We start from the raw sequence: 21,135 nt of genomic DNA, 5'->3' as shown, positions 1-21,135 counted from the left end.
CTGACCCGTAGGAGCGACCTGCGTACTACGGAGGTGAAAATGGCAGACACAATACAAGAGGCCGTGACCCTCGCACTCGATGAGGCCCCCGAGCGGAACTTCCGTGAGACGGTGGACCTCGCGATCAACCTGCGAGACCTCGACCTCAACGATCCGTCGAATCGCGTCGACGAGTCCGTCGTGCTGCCGGCTGGAACTGGACAGGAGACACGCATCATCGTCTTCGCGGAGGGCGAAACCGCCGTCCGCGCCGCCGACGTCGCCGACGAGGTCCTCGACAGCGAGGAACTCGCCGACCTCGGGGACGACGACGACCGCGCGAAGGACCTGGCCGACGAGACCGACTTCTTCGTCGCGGAGGCCAACCTGATGCAGGACATCGGTCGGTACCTCGGTACCGTCCTCGGTCCCCGCGGGAAGATGCCGACTCCCCTACAGCCGGACGACGACGTCGTCGAGACAGTAAACCGAATGAAGAACACGGTGCAGCTCCGGTCGCGTGACCGGCGCACCTTCCACACCCGCGTGGGTGCGGAGGACATGGACGCCGAGGACATCTCGGACAACATCGACGTCATCATCCGCCGACTCGAGGCCGACCTCGAGAAGGGCCCGCTCAACATCGACGGGATCTACGTGAAGACCACGATGGGTCCCGCAAAGGAGGTGCCCGTATGAGCTCCGTCCGCAAGACTGAGACGATCCCGCAGTGGAAACGCGAGGAGGTCGACGAGCTCGTCGAGTTCATCGACTCGTTCAACTCCGTCGGGATCGTCGGCGTCGCCGGCATCCCGAGCCGCCAGCTCCAGGCCATGCGCCGCGAGCTTCACGGCTCCGCGGACGTCCGGATGAGCCGCAACACGCTCACCGTCCGCGCGCTGGAGGAGGTCGACGAGGGCGTCGAGGCGCTGATCGAGTACGTCTCCGGTCAGGTCGCGCTCATCGGCACCAACGACAACCCCTTCGGGCTCTACAAACAGCTCGAGGCCTCGAAGACGCCGGCCCCGATCAACGCGGGCGAGGTCGCCCCGAACGACGTCGTCATCCCCGAGGGTGACACCGGCGTCGATCCGGGTCCGTTCGTCGGCGAACTCCAGACCGTGGGCGCGTCCGCGCGCATCATGGACGGATCGATCAAGGTCACCGAGGACTCGAAGGTCCTCGAGGAGGGCGAGGTCGTCGACGACGACCTCGCGAACGTCCTAACCGAGCTCGGCATCGAGCCGAAGGAAGTCGGACTCGACCTCAAGGGCGTCTACTCCGAGGGCGTCCTCTTCGAGCCGGACGAGCTCGCCATCGACGTGGACGAGTACCGTGCGGACGTCCAGTCCGCCGCGGCCGCCGCGCGCAACCTCTCGGTCAACGCCGCCTACCCGACGGCCGCCACCGCCGGCACCCTTCTCGCGAAGGCTGTCGGCGAGGCGAAGTCGGTCGGGCTGTTCGCGGCGATCGAGAGCCCGGACGTCGTGCCCGACCTCATCGGGAAGGCCGACGCCCAGCTCCGCGCGCTCGCCGCACAGATCGACGACGAGGAGGCGCTCCCCGAGGAGCTGCAGGGCATCGAAGCCGCCCCGGCTCCCGAGACGGACGCCGCCGACGAGGAGGAACAGGCCGACGAAGAGACGGAAGACGCCGAGGAGACCACCGACGACGACGCCGACGACGGCGACGACGGCGGCGAGGGTCTCGGCGCGATGTTCGGATAACACGAGGTTACACCAATGGAATACGTTTACGCTGCGCTCATCCTGAACGAAACGGGCGAAGAGATCAACGAGGACAACGTCACTGGCGTGCTCGAGGCCGCCGGGGTCGACGTCGAGGAGTCCCGCGTCAAGGCGCTCGTCGCCGCGCTGGAGGACGTCGACATCGAGGAGGCCATCGAGACGGCCGCCGCGGCTCCCGCCGCGGGCGCGGCCGCCGGCGCCGCCGACGAGGCCGACGAGGCCGAAGCCGACGACGACGAGGACGAGGAGGAGGAAGCCGAAGCCGACGACGACGACGAGGACGAAGGCGACGGCGGCGAGGGGCTCGGCGAGCTCTTCGGCTGACACCGACTCGTCGCGTCGAAACGGGGGCGACATCGCCCCACAGTACGGTATTTTTCGAACCCCTCGTTCCGCCGAGTGGGAACGCCGTCCACGGGCGTTCACCTCGACCCGGCGACCCGGCCGTCGGATCACGGGGAGAAACCCCACGACGTCAGTCGTGGGTCACTGACTCGGTCGTGTCGTCCGCGACGAACTCGACGCCCGTGATCTCGAAGCGTGCGCCGCCGGCCTCGCTCTTCGTGACCCGGATCTCCCAGTCGTGTGACTCGACGATCCGATCGACGATCCGCAGGCCGAACCCCGTTCCGTCGCGTTGGGTCGAATAGCCGGCGTCGAAGACCTTCTCGCGGTTCTCGGACGCGATCCCGGAGCCGTCGTCCTCGAAGTAGATCCCCGTCCCGTCCGCGAGGACGCCCGCGGTGACGGTCACCCCGTCCCCGCCGTGCTCGAGCGCGTTCCGAACCAGGTTCTCGAAGCACTGACGGACGCGGCCGCGGTCCCCGCGGAACGTCCCGTCGGTCGCCGTTCGGAGGGTCGCACCCTCCGTGTCGACGACCCCACAGCAGTGGTCGACGAGTTCGGACAGTCGGAGCGGTTCGGGGTCGACGTCGGCGCCGTCCTCCCTCGCGAGCCGGAGCAGGTCGTCGATCAGGGACTCGATCCGGCCGAGCGCGTACTCGACGCTCGACAGGTGTTCGGTTTCGACGCCGGCGTCGGCCAGGTCCGCGCGGGCCAACTCCAGTCTCCCCGTCGCGACCGCGAGCGGGTTCCGGAGGTCGTGGCTGATGACGCTGACGAACTCGTCGAGCCGCTCGTTCCGCTTTTCGAGTTCTCGCGCCCGATCGACCTGCTCGAGCGCCGCGACGACGTTCCCGGCCAGGATCCGGCCGATCGTCACGTCGCGCTCGTCGAACGTCCCCGGCTCGTGGGATCCGGACACGAGGACTCCGTATCCGTCGAGCGGGAGGGTGAGCTGGCTCCGGATCGGCGTCTCCGGGTTGTACGCGTCCGGGTCGGACGGGACGTCCTCGACCGCCTCCGGCTCGCCCCGCTCGAAGACGCGCCAGACGATGCTCTCTCCCGGCCGGTACGTCGGCGGCCCGCCGGCGAGGTTCAACGCGGCCGTCGTCGACGCGGCCGGCTCGAGCACGTTCTCGTCGGCGTCGTACAGGTACGCGGTGCTGGCCTCCAGCCCGTGGATGTCGCTCGCAGCGGCGACGGCGACCTCCGCGACGCGCTCGTGGCTGGTCGCGGCGATGAGTCCGACGCTCGCCTCGTGGAGCGCCTCGAGCTGGCGAGCCTGCTCGGGCACAGCCGAGCCGACGTCCTCCCTGGCGACTTCGCGGACGCTCGCGCGGATCCGTGCGTTCCGATCTCCCTCCCGCGCGTTCCGATCTCTCTCCCGCGCGTTCCGACCCTCGTCTCTCGCGTCCCGCCCCCCGTCATCGCTCCCCGACGGCACGTACGCCGAGACGTCGGCGTCGACCGCGGCGGCCGCGACCGACTCGCCGCCGGTCCCCGCTCTCGGGGCGAGGACGAACGGAATCGGTCCGTGGGACGCCCGTACCGACTCCAGCAGGTCGACCCCGTTGCCGTCGGGGAGTTCGTGTGCGCTGACGACGCACTCGATCGGCTCGGTCGCGAGCAGATCGAGCGCCTCATCGGTCGTCCTCGCCGACCACAGCGTCGCGTCGGGGAGTTCCCGTCGCACGGACGCAACCGTCCGTTCGAGGGACGTCGGGTCACCGTCGACACAGAGGACGTCCATGCTCTTTCACACGACGCATCGCGTCAAATATGCTCCGCCGGGACCGGCATCACTCCTCGGTTCGATACACGTCCCCGAGGTCCTCCTCGACGTGTGTGTGTTCCCCGGACGGGAACGCGCCGGTCTCGACGGCCTGCTTGTACTCGTCGATCGCTCGCGTCATCTCCTCGCGAACGTCGCCGAACTGCCGGGAGAACGGCGGAGACCACTCGCCGAGCCCGATCACGTCGTCGACGACGAGGACCTGTCCGTCGCAGTCGGGGCCCGCGCCGATCCCGATCGTCGGGGTCTCGAGGGCGTCGGTGACGACGGCTGCGAGGTTGGACGGGACGTGTTCCAACACCAGCGCGAACGCGCCCGCCTCCTCGTGGGCGCGGGCGAGGTCGAGGATCTCCGCTGCCGCCTCCTCGTCGGTTCCCTGTCTGGTGTACCCGCCGAGGCGGTTGACGTGTTGGGGCGTGAGCCCGAGGTGGGCCATCACCGGAATGCCCACGTCCGTCATCCGCTGTGTGGTCTCGACGGTGTGTGGGCCGCTCTCGATCTTCACCGCGTCCGCGTCGGCCTCCTTGAGGAGCTTCCCGGCGTTCCGCACCGACTCGGCCTCCTCGACGCCGAACGAGAGGAACGGCATGTCGGCGACGACGAGCGCGTCCTCGACCGCGCGCGCGACGGCGGCGGTCCGGGAGCGCACGTCCGCCATCGTCACCGGGAGCGTCGAGTCGTAGCCGAGGGCGGTGTTGCCCATGCTGTCGCCGACGAGGACGACGTCGATCCCGACGTCGTCGACGACCGCCGCGGTCTGGGCGTCGTAGGCGGTGAGCATCGTGATCGGCTCCTCGCGGTCCCGGAGTCCCCGCGTCGTGGTCATCGATCGACGAACGTCTCCCGTCCGATTAAAACCGCCGGGATCCCGCGGTGGACGGCTCGATCGCTCGCGGGTGGAACCGCGGACCGCCATCGATATGTCCGTCCACGCCGGTAGCCCACCCGTGCAACCCGTCGAGCAGGTCGAAGTCGAAGGCGTCGACTACGGATGGGTGATGCAGACGACGTTCGTCGTCACGATCCTCGTCGGGGCCCCGATCGTCGCCCTCCTCTCCACCTTCGTCACGCTGGAGACCTGGGGAGCCCGCGCCGCGTTCGCGGTCCGCGTCGGCGCGCCGATCTGGTTCCTCACGGCGGTCGTGGTCGCGGTCTACGCCAGGCGCACCGAGGCCGGCGACGGCTACTCGAACCCGGACGACGCCGACCCCTCACGTTCCGGCGACGACCCCTCACGTTCCGACGCCGACCCCTCACGTTCCGACGCCGACCCCTCACGTTCCGACGCCGACCTCTCGAGGCCGCCCGAAGAAGTCGGCGGAAAGTGACTGGGTCGGCCCGTTCCTCGACCCGCCCCGTGGCTCCCGATAGCGGTCGACCTACTCCCCGAACGCGTGGGCGACCGGGACGAACGGGACGCCCGCGCGGTCGGCGGTGACCGCGTCGCTCTCGGAGTCGCCGACGAAGACGGCCCGCTCCGGCTCGACGCCGAGCGCGTCGACCGCCGCCAGCAACGACTCCGGCTCGGGCTTGTGCGTCTCGACGGTGTCGCGGCCGACCACGGCGTCGATCGCCCCCTCGAGGCCGTGGGTCTCGAGGGCGATCCGGCAGGCGTCCTCACAGTTGAGCGAACAGACCGCGGCGGGGCGGTCGTCCTCGCCGGCAGCGAGCCGTTCGCCGAGCTGTAGGAGCGTCGACGCGCTCGCGCCGGTCCGCTCGTGTCCGGCGATCGTCTCCCCGACGACGGCCTCGACGCCGTAGTCGGCGGCGGCGTCGAGCAGCGACCAGAGGTCGCCCGTCGGCGGGACCAGCGCGTGTGCGGCGTACGCGGCGACGACGTCGTCGGCGACGGCGTCCCAGTCGACCGCGAGTTCGAGGAGGGTGCCGTCGAGGTCGTACACGATCGCGTCGGCCGTGTCGAGGGCGGTGGTCATCGTGTGTCGAAGGTGCCCCGAGCGATGACTTCCTTTTGGATCTCCGTCGTCCCCTCGTAGATCTCCGTGACCTTCGCGTCGCGGTAGAACCGCTCGACGTCGAACGCGGTCGTGTACCCGTAACCGCCGTGGATCTGTACCGCCTCGTTCGTGGTCGACATCGCGGCCTCGCTCGCCCGGTACTTCGCCTGCGCGGCTGTGACGCGGGCGTCCTCGCCCGCCTCGACCTTCCGGGCCGCCTCGCGGACGAGCAGCCGCGAGGCCGATACGTCCGTCGACATCTCCGCCACCTTGTGACGGATCGCCCCGATCTCGGAGAGCGGTTCGCCGAACTGCTCCCGCTCGCGCGCGTACGCCGTCGCCGCCTCGAGGGCGGCCCGTGCGACCCCCACGGCCTGTGCCGCGATGCCGATCCGGCCGCCGGTCAGGGTCTCGAGCGCGGCCGAGAGCCCGCGACCCTCCTCGGTCAGTCGGTTCGCTGTCGGGACCCGGCAGTCGTCGAACGTGATCGGCGTCGTGTCGGAGGCGCGCAGGCCGAGCTTCTCCTCTTTTTTGCCGACCGCGACCCCCTCGGCGTCCATGGGGACGAGGAACTGGGTGATCGAGTCGGGGTCGGGCGCGTCGGCGTCGCCGTCGACGGCCTTCGCGAAGACGACGGCGACGCCCGCCCGCGAGCCGTTGGTGATCCACTGTTTCTCGCCGTCGAGAACGTACTCGTCGGCGTCCGGGTCGTACACTGCGGTCGTCGACATGCCCGCCGGGTTCGACCCCGCGTGCGGCTCGGAGAGGCAGAACGCCCCGACCGGGCGGCCCGCAGCCATCTCGGGGAGCCACCGCTCGCGGTGGGACGCGTTCCCGAACTCGGCGAGACAGGAGGTCACGAGACAGTGGACGGAGAGGGCGGTCGCGACCGCGAGCGAGCCGTGGGCCAGCTCCTCGTTGACGACCGCGTACGTCGTCGCGTCCGCGTCGAACCCGCCGTACGCCGTGGGAACGGTGAGCCCGGTCAGCCCGAGCTCGGCGAGCCGGTCCCACACGTCCTCGGGGAACGCCGCCGCCGCGTCGGCCGCCCGTGCGCCGGGCCGGACCTCCTCGCGTGCGAACTCCCGGACGAGGTCGCGCACCGCCGCCTGTTCGTCGGTCAGTGCCGACCCGACACGCGCGCCAGTCATACCACGGAATTCGACCTCGGCCGGCAAAAGTGCGCGGGGGGGTCGGGCGTGGCTGGGGGCGAGGAGGATCCCCTGCCTCACTCCCAGAGGCGGTACAGCTCGTCCCGCGGGGGCTCACGGATCGCCTCGCCGTCGAGCCGGAGCGTGCCGGCCGGGTCCCCGCCCGACCCCGTTCCCGGCTCGCGGACCGACCCGATCTCGGCAGCAGCGATCCCGGCAGTAGTGAGCGCGTCGAGCGCCCCGTCGACCCGTTCGGGGGGGACCGCCGCGAGCAGCGCGCCCGAGCCGAACGCGCGGAGCGGGTCGATCCCGAGGGCGTCACAGCAGGCGCGCGTCTCCGGACGGACCGGCACCCGGTCGCGGTCGACGTCGACGACCGCCGCGCTCGCCGTCGCGAGTTCGACGAGCGCGCCGGCGACCCCGCCCTCGGTCGGGTCGTGTGCTGCGGTCGCGACATCCCGGATCGCGGCGGCGTCGGGGACGACGCTCACGTCCGCGAGGAAGCCCACAGCGGACTCGAGCGTCGCCTCGTCGACACCCCCAGCCGCACACGCCTCCCGGAAGTCGGTCGCGAGGATCGCGGTCGCCTCGATGCCCGCGCCCTTCGTGAGCAGGAGTCGATCGCCGGGCGTCGCCCCCCCGGTCGAGAGGAAGCGGTGGGTCGTCCCGAGCGCCGTCATCGAGAGGATCGGGCGCTCCAGCGCGGGCACCGTCTCGGTGTGACCGCCGACGACCGCCGCGCCGAGGTCGGTCGCCGCCGCGTCGACGTCGGCCGCGATCGCCGACAGCCGGTCCGGGTCGGCGTCGGGGACGAGGACGGTGTTCGTCAGCCACCGCGGGTCCGCGCCGCTCGCGGCGACGTCGTTACAGGCGACGTGGACCGCGAGTCGCCCGACTGCGTCGGTCGCGAGCGACAGCGGGTCCGTGGCGACGACGAGCGTCCGGTCGCCGAGGTCGATCGCGGCCGCGTCCTCGCCGTGGGCGGGCCCCGTCGAGACCGCCGGGTCCGTCGCACCCGTCGCTGCGAGGAGCTCCGTGAGCGCCTCGGGGGGGACCTTTCCCGTCATCGATCCCGCAACCACGCGACGACCTCGTCGGGGTCGGCGTCGAGCCCGCCGCCCTGCGCGTACGTCGGCCCGCCGCCGCCGCCGCCCCCGAACTCGTCGGTGACCGCATCGACGACCGCGCCGGCGTCCGCGTCGGCGTCCGGCGCGGTGGCGACGACGACGAACGGCGCGTTCCCGGTCCCGACCGCCGCGAGCGCGTCGACGCCGGCGTCCGACTCGAGCAGTTCCGTCGCGGGTTCTCGGAGGTCGTTCGGGTCGGCGTCCGCGAGCGACCCGACCGCCCAGGCGACGCCGTCGACCTCCGCCGTCGGGAACTCGCCGAGTCGCGCGCGGAGCAGGTCCGACCGCGCGTCCCGGAGCGCCGACCCCAGCCGGTCGACCTCCCCGCGGAGCCGCCGGACCTCTCCGGGGAGGTCGTCGACGTTGGTGTCGGCGGCCGTGGCCGACTCCAGCGCGGCCGCGTGGATCGTTGCCCCGCGGTCGACCGCGGTCGGGCCGACCGCGAACTCGACGCGGGTGACCCCCTCGCCGGGGTTCGACCGGTCGAGCGCCGTGATCGGGCCGATCTCCGCCGTGTTCTCCACGTGGGTCCCCCCGCAGGCGGCCACGTCCCAGTCCTCGACGGTGACGACGCGGACCGACGCGCCGTCGCCCATCGCGCCCTCCTCGGTCTTGGCGTTGAACGCGATCCCCTCGCGGTCGCGCGCCTCCGCGTCGGGGAGCACCTCCCAGGTGACCGGGCGTGAGTCCCACACCGCCCGGTTCGAGAGCCGCTCGAGCTCGACGAGGGCAGCGTCGTCGAGCGGTTCGGCGGTCGTGAGGTCGACGCGAACCTTCTCGGGAGAGATGTCGAAACCCGCGTACCCGAGGTCCTCGCATGTCCGGCGGGCCGCACCGTAGAGGACGTGTGAGGCGGTGTGTGCCCGGGCACAGTACGTCCGGAACTCGTCGTCGATGACCCCCGTCACGACCTCGCCCGGCGCCACACTTCCCTCCGCTCCGGTGGCGTCGTCCGGGTCCTCGGCGAGCACGTGGACGACCTCGCCGTCGCGCTCGCGTACGTCGTCGACGAGGACGCCCGCGAGGGTGCCGCGGTCGGCCGGCTGGCCGCCCGACTCGGCGTAGAAGTACGTCTCCGATAACACGACCTCCCGGCCGTCGACCCGTTCGACCGTCGACTCGAACTCCCGGACCGCCGGCTCCGCCGGCGCGCGTGATGCCGTCATGGAGGGGTCGTCGTCGCGGTCGGGTAAATAGCTGACCGGTCGCTCCCGTCTTCACCCGCCGATCACGACGCCGCGAGCAGCTTCAGCTTGAGCTCCCGCTCGTCGACCTCGTATTTGAACGCCGGGGTTCCGTCGACGAACACGTACGGGACGCGCTCGCCGTACTCGTCCGCGAGTTCGGGGTCCTCGTCGACGTCGACGAGTTCGAGGTCGACGTCCACCGCCAGGTCGGCCGCGACGTCCCTGACCGTCTCGTGGGCGACGACACACAGGTGACAGTCCTCGCGGGTGTAGATCGTGACCGGGACCGGGTCCGTGTCGGTTGCGGTCGCCACGCCCCGGTCCGGCTCGTCGGTGTCGCTCACGGTCGTCGAAACGCCCTCCGGGGACCAGTGCGTTTCGATCCGAGTCCCGAGGGTTTGAACCGCCCGGCCCCGGCTACTCGCCGTCCGGGTCCACGAAGAACTCGACGTCGCCGGCGATGACCGCGCTGGCGACGACCGCACTCCCGACGACGAGCGCGACGGCCAGCGTGGTCAGCGTGACGCGCATCGGGTCCCCGCCGACCGCGACGCCGACGAACGCGCCGACGGAGCCGCCGACCCCGCCCGCGAGCACCGCGAGCGTGTTGGCCTCGCCCATGCCGTTGGATCGGCCGATACGAGTTATAAGCGTTCGTGCCGGATTCTCCCGATTGATAATATGAGTCGACTGACGTGTCTCGGTGACGCTTCCTCGGCCTCGCCCGGCGGCGTCAGCGCGGGTACCGTCGATCCAGATCGAGGGAGTCGCCTTCGGACCGGTCGCCGTCTTCGGCCACCTCGCCGCCGTCTTCGGTTGCCCCGTCGCTGTCGGGGCTGACGCTGCCGGTCCGGTAGCCCGCCATGTCGAGAGTGACGTACTCGAAGCCGACGTCGGTGAGGTGCTCGTGGACCGCGTCGGCGAAGGCCGGATCGAGCGCGCGCTCCAGTTCGTCGGGGGCGATCTCGACCCGTGCGAGCCCGTCGTGGTCGCGCACGCGGAACCCCTCGAAGCCCCACTCGCGGAGGACGGTCTCGGCGCGTTCGACGCGCGAGAGGCGTTCCTCGGTCACTTCGAGTCCGGTCGGGATACGCGAGGAGAGACACGCCATCGACGGCTTGTCGGCGACCGACAGGCCGTACGCCTCGGCGATCGCGCGGACCTCCTCTTTCGTGATCCCGGCGTCGAGGAGCGGCGAGGAGACGTCGAGCTCCTCGACCGCGCGCAGGCCGGGGCGGTGACCCTCGCCGGGGTCGTCGGCGTTCGTCCCGTCACAGACGGTCCCGATCCCGAGCTCGCGGGCCCGGTCGTACATCCGGCCGAGCCGCATCGTCCGGCAGTGGTAACACCGCTCGCCGTCGTTGGCGACGAAGTTCGGGTCGTCGAGCTCCGAGAAGGTCACCGTATCGTGGCGGATCCCGATCTCCCCGGCGACCCGTTTCGCGTCGTCGAGTTCGGCTGCGGGGAGCGTCTCGCTGCGGGCGGTACACGCGACCGCGTCCTCGCCGAGCGCGTCGTGTGCGAGCGCCGCGACCACCGAGGAGTCGACGCCGCCGGAGAAGGCGACGAGGACCCCGTCGCGGGCTGCGAGCCGATCGCGCGCGGATCGCGCCTTCTCGGCCGTCTCGGGGTCCAGCCGGTCGGTTCCCACTGTGAGGGGGTCGTCGATCCCGACCGCGGAAGCGTCCTGGTCCATGGCCGCGGTTCGTCGTCCTGGGGAAAAAGGTCATCGGCGTCGGCCGGGGGCGAGCGTGCCGCCGTCGTGAGAGGGCCATCGTGACGGCTTCCGCCGTGACGACCTCCACCGTGACGGCCTCGGACCACCGACACCCGCACCCTTTTGCGGGTTGCCGCGATATGAGGGGTGAATGGAGTTGGAGGCGATCCCCGGCGTGGGCGAGAAGACGGCGCGGGCGCTCCGCGAACTCGACGACCCCGAGGCGACCGTCGAGTCCGGCGACGTGGCGGCCATCGCCCGCGCGCCGGGGGTGAACGAGGCGCGGGCGGCCCGCGTCGCCCGCGGCGCGATCCGCCGCAGACACGACGACGCGAGCCGCGTGCTGGCGACCGACCGGGCACGGGAGGTGTACCGCGACGCGCTCGGTCTGCTGAAGGAGCGCACGGTGACCGACTACGCCGAGAAGCGGCTGGAGACGTTCTACCCGAGCGCGTCGGCCTCCCGGATCGCGGAGGCACAGGCGTTCGCCGCCGAGGCGACGGAACGCGACCCCGACCCGGCGGTCATCGAGGCGCTCTCCGGCGTCGAGCCGCTCGCGGACCCGCCGACCGTCAGGGTGCGTGACCGCTGTCTGGCGACCGCCGACGCCGAGGTGTACGCCCGCGCCGAGGCCCGCGTGCCGGAGCTGTCGGTCGAGACCGTAGAGGCGGTGCGGGACGTGGGGGAGCTCGCGCGGTCGTACGCGACCGTGATCGTCCTCGACGAGGAGTTCGCCGGGATGGACGTCGAGGGCGACGTCCACGTCCGGCCGGACGCGCTCTCGACGCCCGCCGAGACGGTTCCCGAGCGCCTGCTCGCGTTCTTCGCCGAGAACCGCGCTCGGCTGGAGGCGGCTGTGGCGGTCCACGAGGCAGCCGACCGCCCCCCAGCCGTCGACCCCGACGCGCTCCGGGACGCCCTCTCGCGGCTCGACGACGACGGAACGGTCGTCGGCGACGCGGAGCTCGAGCGGCTGACCGCCGCCGTCGACGACCTCGACGCGGCGGTCTCGACCGCGGAGTCGGTCGCGGACGACCACCTCCGCGAGGCGATCCGCGAGCGCGACGTCACCATCGAGGGGACGGACTTCCTCTCGCTCGTCGAGCAGGGCGCGCGCGTCGACTCGCTCCTCGACCGCGAGCTCGCCGACGAGTACGACACCGCGATACGGCGCGCCCGAGAGCACCTCGTCGACGCGCTCGACCTCGCGCCCGAGGAGGTCGACCTCGCCGAGCGCGTCTTCGCCGACGACCCCTCGTTTCCGGTCGAACGCGACGGGTCGGCCGTCTCACAGCTACGGACCGAGCTGTCGGCCGGCCGCGACCGACGGGCTGCCCGGCTGAAAGCCGAACTGGCGACGGACCTCGGCGACCTCCGCGAGCCCGTCGAGACGCTCGTGCGGGACGCCCTCGAACTCGACGTGGAGCTCGCGGTCGCCCGGTTCGCCCGCGACTTCGACTGCGTCATGCCCGAGGTCCACGATCCGGGCGGGGGCGACGAGGGCGGTGCGGGCGACGATGACGGCGGGGGCGGTGCGGGCGACGATGACGGCGGGGGCGGTCGGCCCGGCGGCTTCCGGATCGAAGGAGGTCGCTCGCCGCTGCTCGACGTCCCGTTCGAGGCGGTCGAGCCGGTCGACTACGCGGTCGACGGGGTACGGCTGCTCTCGGGGGTGAACTCCGGCGGGAAGACGTCGACGCTCGACCTGGTCGCGCTCGTGGTCGTCCTCGCGCAGATGGGAATGCCCGTCCCGGCCGAGACGGTCGAACTCGACCGCTTCGAGGAGGTCCACTACTACGCCAAATCCCAGGGGACCCTCGACGCGGGGGCGTTCGAGGCGACGCTTCGCGACTTCGGCGATCTCGTCGAGGGCGCGGACGGCCGGCTCGTCCTCGTCGACGAGCTGGAGTCGATAACGGAGCCGGGCGCGTCCGCGAAGATCATCGCGGGCATCCTCGAGGCGCTCGACGACCAGGACGCGACCGCCGTCTTCGTCTCGCACCTGGCCCGCGAGATCCGCGAGGCTGCCGACTACGACGTGGCCGTCGACGGGATCGAGGCGGTCGGGCTCGTCGACGGCGAGCTCCGCGTGAACCGCTCGCCGCGGGAGGGACACCTCGCGCGGTCGACGCCGGAGCTCATCGTCGAGAAGCTGGCCGAGGACCGCGGCGGCGGGTTCTACACCGGCCTGTTGGAGAAGTTCTGAACGCGGTCACTCGTCGCCGGTTCCCGCCTCACTCGTCGCCGGTTCCCGCCTCACTCGTCGCCGTCGAGCTCCGCGTCGACCGTGATCTCGACGTCGAGCGGCGCGGGGAGCCGCGACACCTCGACGCAGGTCCGGGCGGGATACGGCTCGGAGAGGTACGACTGGTACGCCTCGTTCACCTCGTCGTAGTCGTCCATGTCGGTGAGGTAGACGGTTGCCCGGACGATCGCGTCCGCGTCGATGCCGGCCGCCTCCAGAATCCGTTCGACGTTCGCGAGCGTCTGTGTCGTCTGTGCGCCGACCGACTCCGGGGCCTCGCCGGTCTCGGGGTCGACGCCGGTCTTGCCCGAGACGTGAACCGTACCGTCCGAGACGATCGCCTGCGAGTACGGGCCCAGCGCGTCCGGAACGTCGTCGCTCGTGATCTCTCTCATCGTCGTCAGCGACGACGGGCCAGCATATCAAGCTACGGGTCAGGGAGGGGCACGGACGGACGCGATCGGACCGGGACCCGGTGAGATCGATCCCACCGAGACGCTTCGACGGTCCGGATCAGTCGTCGTCGGCTGCCGTCGCGGGCTTCCGGCGGTCGCTCCGGGGGCCCTCGATGTCGACGTCGGGGAGCAGGTCACGGAGGTACCGCCCGGTGTGGGAGTCGTCGGTCCGGGCGACCGCCTCGGGCGTCCCGCTGGCGACGAGTTCGCCGCCGCCCTCGCCGCCTTCGGGGCCGAGGTCGATCACGCGGTCGGCGTTCTTCACGAGGTCCAGCTCGTGTTCGATGACGACCACCGTGTTGCCGGCGTCGACGAGCCGGTGGAGCACCTCGATCAGCTTCCGCTCGTCCTCCTTGTGGAGCCCGGTCGTCGGCTCGTCGAGCAGGTAGAGGGTGTCGCCGGTGGCCTTCTTGCCCAGCTCCTCGGCGAGCTTCACGCGCTGGGCCTCGCCGCCGGAGAGGGTCGTGGAGGGCTGGCCGAGTTCCATGTAGCCGAGCCCGACGTCCTTCAACAGCTTCAGGCGGCGCTTCAACGCCCCGTAGCTCGCGAAGAAGTCGTACGCCTCCGCGACGCTCATCTCCAGCACGTCGGCGATCGTCTTCCCCTTGTACGTCACCTCCAGCGTCTCGTCGTTGTAGCGCGCCCCGCCACACTGCTCGCAGGGGACGTGGACGTCCGAGAGGAAGTTCATCTCGATCTTCACGGTCCCCTGGCCGCCACACTCTTCACAGCGACCGCCCTTCACGTTGAAGGAGAACCGTCCCTTCTCGTAGCCGCGGCGCTTCGCGAGTTTCGTCTCCGCGAACAGCTCGCGGACGTGATCGAACACGTCGGTGTACGTCGCGGGGTTCGACCGCGGCGTCCGCCCGATCGGCGACTGGTCGATGAGCCGCACGGTCTCGATCCCCTCTATCCCCTCGATCGCGTCGTGCTCGCCGGGGTCGACGCTCGTGTTGTCGTTCATCTCCCGGGCGAGCCCCTTGTAGAGGACGTCGTTGATCAGCGTCGACTTCCCGGAGCCGGAGACGCCGGTGACGGTCGTGAGCGTGCCGAGCTCGATGGGCACGTCGAGGTCCGTCAGGTTGTGCTGGCGCGCGCCCCGCACGACCAGTTCGCCCTCGGGCTCGCGCCGCTCCTCGGGGACGGGTATCGACTTTCGACCGGCGAGGTAGTCGCCGGTGACCGACTCGTCGGCGTCCACGATCGCCTCGAAGTCGCCCTGTGCGACCACCTCGCCGCCGCGCTTGCCGGGACCCGGGCCCATGTCGACGATCTCGTCGGCCCGCCGCATCGTCTCCTCGTCGTGTTCGACGACGATCAGGGTGTTTCCCAGGTCGCGAAGCCCGTCGAGCGTGTTCAACAGCCGGTCGTTGTCGCGCTGGTGGAGCCCGATGGAGGGCTCGTCGAGCACGTACAACACCCCGACGAGCCCGGAGCCGACCTGCGTCGCCAGCCGGATGCGCTGGCTCTCGCCGCCGGAGAGCGTCGAGGCCTCCCGGTCGAGCGTGATGTACTCCAGCCCGACCTCCTCCATGAACCCCAGCCGGGCGCGGATCTCCTTTAAGATCTCCACGGCGATCGTCGTGTCACGCTCGCCGAGTTCGTCCTCCATCCCCTCGAAGTGCTCGCGCGCCTCCGCGATCGACAGCCGGTTGACCTCGGTGATCGGGGTGCCGGCGACGCGGACGTGTCGCGACTGCTCCTTGAGCCGCGTCCCCTCACACTCCGGACAGGTCGTCACGGCCATGTACTCCTCGATGTGGTCGCGGGCCCGCTCGGAGTCGGTCTCGACGTGGCGGCGCTCCAGGTTCGGGATGACCCCCTCGAAGCGTTCGGTCTTCTCACGGGTGCCGTTCCTCGTGGTCCACTCGAAGTGGACGACGTCGTCGGTGCCGTAGAGGAACTGCCGTCGGACCGACTCGTCGAGCTCCTCGAAGGGCGTCTCGAGGTCGACGCCGAAGTGTTCGGCGACGTTGTCGATCTGCCTGGAGTAGTACGTCCGGTTGTAGCTCCACGGCTCGAAGACGTGTTTCAGCGGCTTCGTGGGGTCGACGACGACGAGGTCCTCGTCCACCTCCTTCGTCGACCCGATCCCCTCACACTCGGGACACGCGCCGTACGGGCTGTTGAAGGAGAACGAGCGCGTCTCGATCGCCGAGAACTGGAAGTCGGAGTTGGGGTTGCCGAGCTCCTCGGAGAACTCGACGACGAGCCGGTCGTCACCCTCGGCGTCCGCCGCCAGCGACCCGGTCGACCGCGCGTTCGAGGCGAACGGGGTGTCGGCGGGCGGGTCCGGAACGATCAGCTTGAGCGCGCCCCCGGCCTCCTCGAGGGCGGTCTCGACGGAGTCCGTGATCCGCGAGCGGGCGTCGGGGCTCACCGTCACGCGGTCGACGATCACGTCGATCGTGTGGTCGTAGTTCTGGTCGAGTTCCGGGTCGTCGAGCGTCAGGTCCATCGGCTCGCCGTCGACCTCGACGCGGGCGTACCCGTCCGACACCAGGTCCTCGAACAGGTCTTCGAACGCGCCCTTCTGGTCGCGGACGACGGGTGCGGCGACCTTCGCGCGGGTCCCCTCGGGGAGTTCGAGGATCTGGTTCACCATGTCCTGGGCGGACTGTTCGCCCACCTCTTCGCCGGTGATCGGGTCGTGTTGGACGCCGACGCGGGCGTACAACAGCCGGAGGTAATCGTGGAGCTCGGTGACCGTGCCCACCGTCGACCGCGGGTTGTTGGCGGCGTTCTTCTGGTCGATAGAGATGGCGGGCGAGAGCCCCTCGACCGCCTCGACCTGCGGTTTGTCCATCTGCCCGAGGAAGTTGCGGGCGTACGCCGACAGCGACTCGATGTACCGGCGCTGGCCCTCCGCGTAGATCGTATCGAACGCGAGCGACGACTTGCCCGACCCGGAGAGGCCGGTGACGACCGTGAACTCCTCGCGCGGGATCCGGACGTCGAGGTCCGTGAGGTTGTGTTCCTCCGCGCCGCGGACCTCGATGTAGTCCTTGCTCATTCTGCTCGCGGGTTACGCCCGCGCGCGGGAATACTCGTCGGTTTCGGCGATCGGAGGCCGTCGATTTCGGCGATCGTGGGGCGGAGCGCGGTCCCGCGGGCAGGACCGCTACCGCCCGACGATGTCGGCCGGTGGCGAGAGGTTCCGCCGGCCGCCGAGCGTGACGAGGTACAGGACGCCGAGTCCGATCCCGTACGCGACCATGAGCGGGATCGTCACGAGGAACATCGTGATCACGTCGGCGGGGGTGAACACCGCCGCGAACAGCATGATCCCGACGGTGACCTCCCGCCAGCGCCCGCGGAAGCCGTCGTAGGGGACGCCGGCGTTGTTCAGAAGTACCATCGCGATCGGGATGTCCGCGAGGAAGCCGATCCCGATGGTGGTGAAGATCACGAGCCACATGAAGTCGCTCACCTGGTAGGTGATGATCATGTCGGCGTTCGCGGCGTCGGTGACGAGCCAGCCGATGAGCCGGGGGGCGATGTACGCGTACCCGAGCGCGAACCCGCCGATCAGCCCGCCGAAGAGCGCGCCCGTCCAGAGGTACACCTGGTGGAGCCGCCCGGCGACGAACCCGCGCTCACGGAGCGCCGGCCACGCCGAGTAGAGGAGGAACGGGAACACCGCGATCCCGCCGAGAAGCAGCGAGAACTTCACCATGAAGATCAGCGCCTCGACGGGGTGGAGCGTGATGATGTTGATCCCGCCGCCGACCTCCGCCGGAACCCGCCCTTGGAGGTCCGCCCGCACCGCCGCTAACCCGCCGAGGTACAGCCAGGTGAACGCCGCGCCCATCACGCCGCCGAACACCACGAGGAGGACGAACGACTTCGAGCGGACCGAGTCGAAGATGAACTTGAGGTCGGTGTAGTAGCCGCCGATGTCCTCCTCGGCCTCGTCGTCGCCGGTGAGCTCGGAGAGGAACGTCGACGAGGCTCGCGAGGTGCGGTCGCCGACCGACCCGGCGAGCCCACCGCCCACGTTGCCGCCGCCGCCGGCCGTGGTGCTGTCCCCGCCGCCTCCCCCTGCTGTCTCGCCGTCCGCGTCGCCCGCGGCGTCGTCGCCCGCCTCGTCGTCGTCTGCCGTCACCTCGTCGAAGCGGTCCAAGATCGCCTGCGCCTTCTCGGGGTCGCCGTCGTCGATCGCGGCCTGCGCCCGCGCGAGCGACTCCTCCTCGGACATCTCGAGGAACGGCTCCTCCGGAGCCGCGCGGATCCCGGCGGCGTCGAGTTCGTCGAGGTCGATCGCTGTCGGGTCGCCGTACCGGTACCCCGCGCTCGTGGTGTCGAGGTCGGTGTACACCGCCCACAGGATCGCGACGGCCACGAACGCGAGCGCCCACGCCGTGACGTATATCGCGGTGGCGGTCGCCGGATCGAGGCCGAGTCCTTCGCCGGGTGCGAGAAAGCGCCAGTCGCTACCGAGCGTGCGGAGGAGACCGTTGACCCCGGTTCGGCCGCCGTACTCGTAGAAGGCGTACACGAGGCCCGCGCCGAGGACGGCCGCGCCGCCGACGACGTTCCAGTGGTTCCGGACCGCCCCGAGCACGCGGATCCGGTCGGAACTGCGCTTCGCGGTGACGACCAGTTTCGCGAGGTAGAGGCTGAAGCCGTACAGCGCGACGAGCGGGAACGCCCACATCAGCTGGGTGAAGGGGTCCGGCGGGGAGAACACCGCGCCGAAGACGAAGATGGCGACGACGGCGTAGCGCCACTTGTCGCGGAACGTCTCGTACTGGACGATCTCGGCGTACGAGAGCCCGGTGATGAGGAGCGGCATCTGCCCGGCGAGCCCGAAGGAAAGCGAGAGGAAGACGATGAACTCCGTCCACATCACGATGCCGTAGGTCGGCTCGATGCCGGCCTCGAGCCCGAAGCCCGCCAGGAAGGAGAACATGATCGGGAAGAAGGCGTAGACGCCGTAGGCGACGCCGACGGCGAACAGACCCGCGCCGAGCAGCCCGATCGCCGCGAGCTTCCAGCGGGAAACGGGCGATTGCGGCCACATCCCGCGTGCTCGCAGTTCGTCGCGGGCGAAGTAGACCAACGCGGGCAGACAGACGATCGCGCCGATGACGAGGCCGATCTTCGCCTGGAGGAGGATGACCTCGAAGGGCGTGGTCGCGATGACGTCGGCCTCGGCGGCGACGTCGGCGGACATGTTCTCCCGCGTCATCGCGAAGAGGTAGTCCCACACGTGTACGCGGAGCGCCCAGAACGTACCGACGAAACCGATCAGGAAGACGACGAACACCTTCTGAAGGTCCTTCTGGATCGACCGAAGGAACGCCCGAGCCGACTCGCGGCCGGCTGCGAGCGACTGTTGGGTGTCCTCGTCGAGGGCACTCGCCATACGGCGGGAGAGGACCGTCGTCGTTATCAACCTTTTCGACCGCGTCCGCGCCCCCTCCCGGCGGCGCCATCCGAAAAGGCCTATAATCACCCGGTGGCGTACCTAAGGTGAATGGACGACGACGACCGGCCGAGCGACGAGTCATCGGACCCCGAAGACCCGTCGCAGTCGGTCGAATCCGGGGGATCGCCCGCGCCCGACGAGGGGGAGCCCGCCACGACCGACGAAGACGCGGTCGACGGGGACGGCGATGAGGGCGCGGGTGCGAACGGTGACACGGGTGTCGAGGACACGGGTATCGAGGCCGCCGCCGGCGAGGCTGACGGCGGTGGTCCCGACGATGGCACGGATCTCGGCGCCGACGAGAGCGAAACGGTCGACGGGGATGCTGACGACTCCGGCGAAGACAGGGACGATCACGACGACTCCGACAGTGACGAGGACGCCGAGGACTCAGACGAGGACGGGGACGCCGAGGACTCAGACGACTCCGACCCCGACGTCACCGGCGACGGCGGCACCTCGCCGGCGGTAGACGTCGGGGACGTAGGCGGGATTCAAGGGCCCGAGACCGACGAGGAGATGCCGCTCGCGGAGCACATCGAGGAGATGATGCGTCGGCTCGCGGTCGTCTTCCTCTTCGGCGGTCTCGCGACGCTCGTCGCGGTGACGGAGTCGGCCGAACTCATCAACTACTTCTGGGGGTACCACATCCCCGCGCCGCTCGAGAACCGGCCCCGGCTGTACGCGCCGCTGGAACTGCCGCTGACGCGGCTGAAGGTCGCCGGTCTCGCGGGCGTCGTGGTCGGCCTCCCGGCGTTCGTCTACCAGACGTATCGGTTCATGAAGCCCGGACTCTACGAGAACGAGCGCCGGTACTACCTCGCAGCGGTCCCCACGAGCCTGGTGCTCGGTGGGATCGGTATCGCGTTCGCCCACTTCCTCGTGCTGCCCGCGATCTTCTCGTATTTCACCACCTACACCTCCGACGCCGCGACGATCGCCTTCGGGCTCGCGGAGACGTTCAACCTGATCGTGATCATGCTGGCGTTCATGGCGATCGTCTTCCAGATCCCGCTCTTCATCATGCTCGCGATCATGATGAACCTCGTCACGCGGCAGTGGCTGGAGGACAAACGCCTCATCTTCTGGGGTTCGTTCCTCGGGATCGCGTTCCTGTTCAGCCCCGACCCGACCGGAATGGCCCCGATCATCGTCACGCTCACGATGATCGTCCTCTTCGAGGGGACGCTCGCGATCCTGCGCTGGACCGGGAACTGACGGAGTGGCCGACTCACTCCCCGCCCGATGTCGACCCCTCCGCGTCGTACCGCTGGACCAGTTCGTCGACGAAGCGAAGTTTCAACCCGATCGACGCCAGCCCCGCCAGCACAGCCCACACCGGACGCTTCAGGTACGCGGCCAGGAGCGCGGACGCGAAGACGGGGAGGTTGAGCAGGTTGAGCACGGCGGGGTACGACCGCGAGAGGACCGCCTCCCCGCGTTCCTCGACCCACCACCGCTCGGCGAGCACGACGCGGGTCATCCACGCGTCGTCGTCCGCGGGCGGCGAGAACAGAACCGGGTTCACGATCGTGAACGCGACCGCGAGGACAGCGAGCCTCCCGTCGCGGCGGTACACGGCGTACAGCAGGACCGGCGTGACGAGGACCCGGCTCCACCCGCTCTTCGGGTTCGCGTGTCGCCGCCAGACTGCGTCGCGGATCGACTCGAGGACAGTCATGCTCCGTCTCGGTCCGCCGGGAGCATAGCGGTTCCCCCGACCCGGTCGATCAGGTTTCGTTGACGTTCTGTTCTTCAGCTGTATTCTAGTCTGAACCAGCTGGTCGCTGACGAGTGCTAATAGTACAGTTGTTTCGTGAGAGATCGACTTGATAGGAACGAGATCGTTGCTGGCGAGGTGAATACCTCCAAAGCCCCAGTCGCTCGGTACTACAGAGCAGTGAGTACGACTTCGGAGAACACCTTCAAAGCCCCAGCCGCGAGGACTCGCGCGGCTCGTTGCGCTCCTCGCTCAGTCGCTCCCGCTCCTTCGCTGCGGTGCTTAC

Annotated in this window: 19 protein-coding genes; 6 read left to right on the top strand and 13 right to left on the bottom strand. The window is 70.1% G+C overall.

Annotation, left to right across the window (positions count from 1 at the left end; translation table 11 throughout):
- Nucleotides 1–39: 39 nt before the first annotated feature.
- Genes DQW50_RS14335 through rpl12p form a run of 3 tightly spaced genes read left to right on the top strand, consistent with a single transcriptional unit; the run spans nucleotide 40 to nucleotide 2,051 of the window.
- Nucleotides 40–678, top strand: coding sequence for a 50S ribosomal protein L1 (locus DQW50_RS14335; protein ID WP_112079952.1), 639 nt, complete (start codon nucleotides 40–42; stop codon nucleotides 676–678).
- A complete protein-coding gene (locus tag DQW50_RS14330; RefSeq protein WP_112079951.1) occupies nucleotides 675–1,706 on the top strand; it encodes a 50S ribosomal protein L10 in 1,032 nt (343 codons plus the stop codon). The genes DQW50_RS14335 and DQW50_RS14330 overlap by 4 nt, the downstream gene beginning before the upstream one ends.
- 15 nt (nucleotides 1,707–1,721) lie before the next feature.
- The gene (gene rpl12p, locus DQW50_RS14325; protein WP_112079950.1) at nucleotides 1,722–2,051 is read left to right on the top strand and encodes a 50S ribosomal protein P1; all 330 of its coding nucleotides are present in this window, start codon (nucleotides 1,722–1,724) and stop codon (nucleotides 2,049–2,051) included.
- A 151-nt stretch (nucleotides 2,052–2,202) separates the two neighbouring features.
- On the opposite strand, the gene DQW50_RS14320 is transcribed toward rpl12p, so the two are convergent.
- Together DQW50_RS14320 and panB are read right to left on the bottom strand one after the other, a co-directional pair.
- Nucleotides 2,203–3,819, bottom strand: coding sequence for an ATP-binding protein (locus DQW50_RS14320; RefSeq protein WP_112079949.1), 1,617 nt, complete (start codon nucleotides 3,817–3,819; stop codon nucleotides 2,203–2,205).
- Nucleotides 3,820–3,868: 49 nt separating this feature from the next.
- Complete coding sequence (gene panB / locus DQW50_RS14315; RefSeq protein ID WP_112079948.1) at nucleotides 3,869–4,687, bottom strand: 3-methyl-2-oxobutanoate hydroxymethyltransferase; 819 nt, start codon at nucleotides 4,685–4,687, stop codon at nucleotides 3,869–3,871.
- A 121-nt stretch (nucleotides 4,688–4,808) separates the two neighbouring features.
- Between panB and DQW50_RS18535 the strand changes: the two genes are divergently transcribed.
- Nucleotides 4,809–5,189: a DUF5822 domain-containing protein gene (locus DQW50_RS18535; protein ID WP_241964443.1), complete on the top strand. Its 381-nt coding sequence runs from the start codon at nucleotides 4,809–4,811 to the stop codon at nucleotides 5,187–5,189.
- A 51-nt stretch (nucleotides 5,190–5,240) separates the two neighbouring features.
- On the opposite strand, the gene DQW50_RS14305 is transcribed toward DQW50_RS18535, so the two are convergent.
- From DQW50_RS14305 to larE, 7 genes are all read right to left on the bottom strand, one after another.
- Nucleotides 5,241–5,795, bottom strand: a complete 555-nt coding sequence (locus tag DQW50_RS14305; protein WP_112079947.1) for an HAD-IA family hydrolase — start codon at nucleotides 5,793–5,795, stop codon at nucleotides 5,241–5,243.
- Nucleotides 5,792–6,967: an acyl-CoA dehydrogenase family protein gene (locus DQW50_RS14300; protein ID WP_112079946.1), complete on the bottom strand. Its 1,176-nt coding sequence runs from the start codon at nucleotides 6,965–6,967 to the stop codon at nucleotides 5,792–5,794. Before DQW50_RS14300 ends, DQW50_RS14305 begins: the two co-directional genes overlap by 4 nt.
- A gap of 77 nt (nucleotides 6,968–7,044) precedes the next feature.
- Nucleotides 7,045–8,034, bottom strand: coding sequence for an AIR synthase family protein (locus tag DQW50_RS14295; RefSeq protein WP_112079945.1), 990 nt, complete (start codon nucleotides 8,032–8,034; stop codon nucleotides 7,045–7,047).
- Nucleotides 8,031–9,260, bottom strand: coding sequence for a DHHA1 domain-containing protein (locus DQW50_RS14290; protein ID WP_112079944.1), 1,230 nt, complete (start codon nucleotides 9,258–9,260; stop codon nucleotides 8,031–8,033). Before DQW50_RS14290 ends, DQW50_RS14295 begins: the two co-directional genes overlap by 4 nt.
- A 62-nt stretch (nucleotides 9,261–9,322) precedes the next feature.
- Complete coding sequence (locus tag DQW50_RS14285) at nucleotides 9,323–9,625, bottom strand: glutaredoxin family protein (RefSeq protein ID WP_241964442.1); 303 nt, start codon at nucleotides 9,623–9,625, stop codon at nucleotides 9,323–9,325.
- 73 nt (nucleotides 9,626–9,698) lie between these two features.
- A complete protein-coding gene (locus DQW50_RS14280; protein ID WP_112079943.1) occupies nucleotides 9,699–9,902 on the bottom strand; it encodes a hypothetical protein in 204 nt (67 codons plus the stop codon).
- Between the two features lie 112 nt (nucleotides 9,903–10,014).
- Nucleotides 10,015–10,977 (bottom strand): ATP-dependent sacrificial sulfur transferase LarE, encoded by a 963-nt coding sequence (gene larE, locus DQW50_RS14275; RefSeq protein ID WP_112079942.1) that lies wholly within the window; start codon nucleotides 10,975–10,977, stop codon nucleotides 10,015–10,017.
- Between the two features lie 172 nt (nucleotides 10,978–11,149).
- Between larE and DQW50_RS14270 the strand changes: the two genes are divergently transcribed.
- A complete protein-coding gene (locus DQW50_RS14270; RefSeq protein ID WP_112079941.1) occupies nucleotides 11,150–13,204 on the top strand; it encodes a helix-hairpin-helix domain-containing protein in 2,055 nt (684 codons plus the stop codon).
- A gap of 50 nt (nucleotides 13,205–13,254) precedes the next feature.
- Here DQW50_RS14270 and DQW50_RS14265 read toward each other — a convergent pair whose 3' ends face one another.
- From DQW50_RS14265 to DQW50_RS14255, 3 genes are all read right to left on the bottom strand, one after another.
- Complete coding sequence (locus DQW50_RS14265; protein WP_112079940.1) at nucleotides 13,255–13,638, bottom strand: RidA family protein; 384 nt, start codon at nucleotides 13,636–13,638, stop codon at nucleotides 13,255–13,257.
- Nucleotides 13,639–13,756: 118 nt separating this feature from the next.
- A complete protein-coding gene (uvrA, locus tag DQW50_RS14260) occupies nucleotides 13,757–16,711 on the bottom strand; it encodes an excinuclease ABC subunit UvrA (protein ID WP_112079939.1) in 2,955 nt (984 codons plus the stop codon).
- Between the two features lie 108 nt (nucleotides 16,712–16,819).
- A complete protein-coding gene (locus tag DQW50_RS14255) occupies nucleotides 16,820–19,066 on the bottom strand; it encodes a twin-arginine translocase subunit TatC (protein ID WP_112079938.1) in 2,247 nt (748 codons plus the stop codon).
- 111 nt (nucleotides 19,067–19,177) lie between these two features.
- On the opposite strand from DQW50_RS14255, the gene DQW50_RS14250 reads away from it, so the two are divergent.
- Nucleotides 19,178–20,347, top strand: a complete 1,170-nt coding sequence (locus DQW50_RS14250) for a twin-arginine translocase subunit TatC (protein WP_112079937.1) — start codon at nucleotides 19,178–19,180, stop codon at nucleotides 20,345–20,347.
- Nucleotides 20,348–20,360: 13 nt separating this feature from the next.
- Here DQW50_RS14250 and DQW50_RS14245 read toward each other — a convergent pair whose 3' ends face one another.
- Entirely contained in the window at nucleotides 20,361–20,810 is a 450-nt protein-coding gene (locus DQW50_RS14245) for a DUF6653 family protein (protein ID WP_112079936.1), read from the bottom strand.
- Nucleotides 20,811–21,135: the final 325 nt, after the last annotated feature.

Source organism: Halorubrum sp. 48-1-W (assembly GCF_003287355.1).
Lineage (GTDB): Archaea > Halobacteriota > Halobacteria > Halobacteriales > Haloferacaceae > Halorubrum.
Note: the sequence above shows the minus strand (reverse complement) of the source record. Positions and strands in the feature narration are given on the sequence as shown.

Excerpts from the sequence above, each read along its gene's own strand:
- DQW50_RS14335 (WP_112079952.1), top strand. The coding sequence starts at position 40 with ATGGCAGACACAATACAAGAGGCCGTGACCCTCGCACTCGATGAGGCC.
- DQW50_RS14330 (WP_112079951.1), top strand. The coding sequence starts at position 675 with ATGAGCTCCGTCCGCAAGACTGAGACGATCCCGCAGTGGAAACGCGAG.
- rpl12p (WP_112079950.1), top strand. The coding sequence starts at position 1,722 with ATGGAATACGTTTACGCTGCGCTCATCCTGAACGAAACGGGCGAAGAG.
- DQW50_RS14320 (WP_112079949.1), bottom strand. The coding sequence starts at position 3,819 with ATGGACGTCCTCTGTGTCGACGGTGACCCGACGTCCCTCGAACGGACG.
- panB (WP_112079948.1), bottom strand. The coding sequence starts at position 4,687 with ATGACCACGACGCGGGGACTCCGGGACCGCGAGGAGCCGATCACGATG.
- DQW50_RS14305 (WP_112079947.1), bottom strand. The coding sequence starts at position 5,795 with ATGACCACCGCCCTCGACACGGCCGACGCGATCGTGTACGACCTCGAC.
- DQW50_RS14300 (WP_112079946.1), bottom strand. The coding sequence starts at position 6,967 with ATGACTGGCGCGCGTGTCGGGTCGGCACTGACCGACGAACAGGCGGCG.
- DQW50_RS14295 (WP_112079945.1), bottom strand. The coding sequence starts at position 8,034 with ATGACGGGAAAGGTCCCCCCCGAGGCGCTCACGGAGCTCCTCGCAGCG.
- DQW50_RS14290 (WP_112079944.1), bottom strand. The coding sequence starts at position 9,260 with ATGACGGCATCACGCGCGCCGGCGGAGCCGGCGGTCCGGGAGTTCGAG.
- DQW50_RS14280 (WP_112079943.1), bottom strand. The coding sequence starts at position 9,902 with ATGGGCGAGGCCAACACGCTCGCGGTGCTCGCGGGCGGGGTCGGCGGC.
- larE (WP_112079942.1), bottom strand. The coding sequence starts at position 10,977 with ATGGACCAGGACGCTTCCGCGGTCGGGATCGACGACCCCCTCACAGTG.
- DQW50_RS14270 (WP_112079941.1), top strand. The coding sequence starts at position 11,150 with ATGGAGTTGGAGGCGATCCCCGGCGTGGGCGAGAAGACGGCGCGGGCG.
- DQW50_RS14265 (WP_112079940.1), bottom strand. The coding sequence starts at position 13,638 with ATGAGAGAGATCACGAGCGACGACGTTCCGGACGCGCTGGGCCCGTAC.
- uvrA (WP_112079939.1), bottom strand. The coding sequence starts at position 16,711 with ATGAGCAAGGACTACATCGAGGTCCGCGGCGCGGAGGAACACAACCTC.
- DQW50_RS14255 (WP_112079938.1), bottom strand. The coding sequence starts at position 19,066 with ATGGCGAGTGCCCTCGACGAGGACACCCAACAGTCGCTCGCAGCCGGC.
- DQW50_RS14250 (WP_112079937.1), top strand. The coding sequence starts at position 19,178 with ATGGACGACGACGACCGGCCGAGCGACGAGTCATCGGACCCCGAAGAC.
- DQW50_RS14245 (WP_112079936.1), bottom strand. The coding sequence starts at position 20,810 with ATGACTGTCCTCGAGTCGATCCGCGACGCAGTCTGGCGGCGACACGCG.